Annotated in this window: 3 protein-coding genes; 1 reads left to right on the forward strand and 2 read right to left on the reverse strand. The window is 45.4% G+C overall.

Features of this window, described 5'->3' with window-relative positions; translation table 11 throughout:
- The coding region (locus tag F6K49_RS41565; protein WP_293107036.1) for a polysaccharide biosynthesis tyrosine autokinase at positions 1–1,652 on the forward strand (1,652 nt) is incomplete at its 5' end.
- A gap of 204 nt (positions 1,653–1,856) precedes the next feature.
- Here the strand turns inward: F6K49_RS41565 and F6K49_RS41570 are convergent.
- Together F6K49_RS41570 and F6K49_RS41575 are read right to left on the reverse strand one after the other, a co-directional pair.
- A complete protein-coding gene (locus F6K49_RS41570) occupies positions 1,857–2,183 on the reverse strand; it encodes a DUF5615 family PIN-like protein (protein ID WP_293017330.1) in 327 nt (108 codons plus the stop codon).
- On the reverse strand, positions 2,167–2,417 hold a 251-nt coding region (locus tag F6K49_RS41575), incomplete at its 5' end, for a DUF433 domain-containing protein (protein WP_293107039.1). The genes F6K49_RS41575 and F6K49_RS41570, both read right to left, overlap by 17 nt.

The following is a 2,417-nucleotide window of genomic DNA, read 5'->3' on the forward strand; positions in this document are numbered from 1 at the left end:
CAGAAGCTACTGTTAGTAAAACAGAAGCAGCTTTGCGTCAGTTCAAACAAGAGAATGAAGTGATATCCTTAGACGCAGAAGCTCGCTCAGCTATCGAAGTCCTGACAGATTTGCAAAAAGAAATTGCTCAAAATCAGTCTAAAATGGCTGATGTCAATGCCCAGTACGAATCGCTCCAACAACGATTGGGCATGAACTCCAAGCAAGCGATCGCTCTAACGGCTCTCAAGCAGTCTCCTGAGGTGCAGGAGGCACTCCAAGAATTGCGCCAAGTGGAAGTCGAACTGGCTCTTGAGCGTAACCGTTTCCAACCCACCCATCCCACAATTGCTAACTTAGAAAGTAAGGTAGCCAGCCTAAAAGGTATCCTAAACCAACGAGTTAAACAGGTTTCTAAGGCTAAGCCGAAACCTGCTAGCCAGCTTTTTCAACTCGGAGAGTTACAACAAGACCTGACTAAAGAGCTAGTAGAATTAGAAGCAGCTCGTTTAGGTTTGGCTAATCAGACAAAAGCCTTAGTCAATGCTCAAACCGCTTACCGAAAAAGACTTAACGATCTCCCTAGACTGGAACAACAGCAGCGCGAGTTAGAACGCCAACTTGATGTGTCCCAATCCACCTATTCTCTGTTGCTAAATAAGCTTGGAGAAATTCATGTAGCGGAAAATCAAAACATGGGTAATGCCCGCATTATTGCAGGGGATCAGGTGCCGATGATTCCGATTTCATCTGCTAAAATAGCCTATATTGCTGCTTGTTTTCAGGGACTGTTGGCCACCGCAGCAATTATTTATATTTTAGAAACCAGAGATAAATCTCTGAAAACGATTAAAGACGTTAAGCAATTATTTAAATTTACCTTGCTGGGTGTGATTACCCACTTTAGTAAATCTCAATTATTAAATCCATCACAGGAAGTTTTAGATCCATTTACGCCCCAAGTTATTGTTCGGAATACCCCTCGGTCTCCCATCAGTGAATCCTATCGGATGCTGCAAGCAAATCTCAAGTTTTTGAGTTCAGATAAAGCTCTCAAAGCGGTGACTGTGACTAGCTCCTTACCTCAAGAAGGTAAGTCAACGGTGTCTGCTAATTTAGCAGCAGTGATTGCTCAGCGAGGAAGTAAGGTATTGCTAATTGATGCTGATCTCCATAAGCCTGTTCAACATCGAATCTGGGATTTATCGAATGAAGTGGGCTTGAGCAATATGCTTGTTAATCAAGTTAAATTAGGGGATGCCATTAAACCAGTGAGCGAGACTCTGGATGTCCTGACCTCTGGAGTAGTACCTCCTAATCCAGCAGTGCTTCTGGATTCCGAGCGCATGGCTTCATTGATTAACCATGTTGCTAGTCGTTACGACTTTGTGATTATTGATACCCCTTCTTTAAACGTTGCTGCTGATGCTCCTATCCTAGGAAAAATGACCGATGGTGTGCTGTTAGTTTCCCGACCTGGAGTGGTCGATTCCGGTAGTGCTGCTTTCGCCAAGGGACTTTTGGAGCAGTCTGGTCAGACTGTTCTGGGCTTAGTCGTTAATGGCGTGATTCCTGATAATGAGCCTAACAGTTATTACTATTTTTCTCAGGAATACATTTCAGATGAGAGCGTTGCTCTTAATAGAATACTTGATGTTGCTAGTTATGAGTAATTAGATCATATAGCAAAGGGAGTCGGGAGTCGGGAGTCGGGAGTCGGGAGTCGGGAGTCGGGAGTCGGGAGTAGAGAGGACGATTGGGTGCATCTCCTAAAAGCTGTTTGACCTGATGGTGCGTTACGGGGCGGGCTGTTTCAACCAGGAACGAAGAGGCGGAAAATCAGGGCTAGCCCGCCCCTAACGCACCCTACGCAACTTTCAAGAACTTTTAACTTCAATCACTTCCCCCGGAGCAATTGTATTCAGAACGTTACGAACATCTGGTATCAGAGGAACTAAATCAGGGAGCCTATTGCTAGGTGCCACAAGAACAATGACTGCTACTCCAGCTTGCTGCAAGTTTTGCTGATAACGCAAATTTTGATCTGTAGTGAGTAGAACCGTGAAACCCTCCTGAATCATGAGCCGCAGCAACTCACCGTTCTTTTTTCCTGACCATCCCATCTCGACAACTGTGCGTATCTCGTAATCAGCAAGTTCGCGCTTTAAAGGTCGTGGGGCGCACTCATCAAGCAGGATTCGCATAGGCTGTCAGCATTTCCTTTGCCAATTCAAGGGCTGCGATCGCATGCTCACGGCTAACACTGGGAAAATGCTCTAAGAATTCGTCGAGTGGATCCCCTGCTTTGAGATAATCGAGCAAAGTTTTTATTGGCACACGAGTTCCAACAAAAACAGGGGTTCCTCCCAGGATGTCAGGGTCGCTATGAATAACACGGGCTGCGGTTTTCATGTCCGTTATTCCGTATACTAGGAGTT

This window comes from Moorena sp. SIO3I6, assembly GCF_010672095.1.

What these genes read in the sequence shown, in the direction of transcription:
- F6K49_RS41570 (WP_293017330.1), bottom strand. Translation starts at nt 2,183, where the DNA reads ATGCGAATCCTGCTTGATGAGTGCGCCCCACGACCTTTAAAGCGCGAA.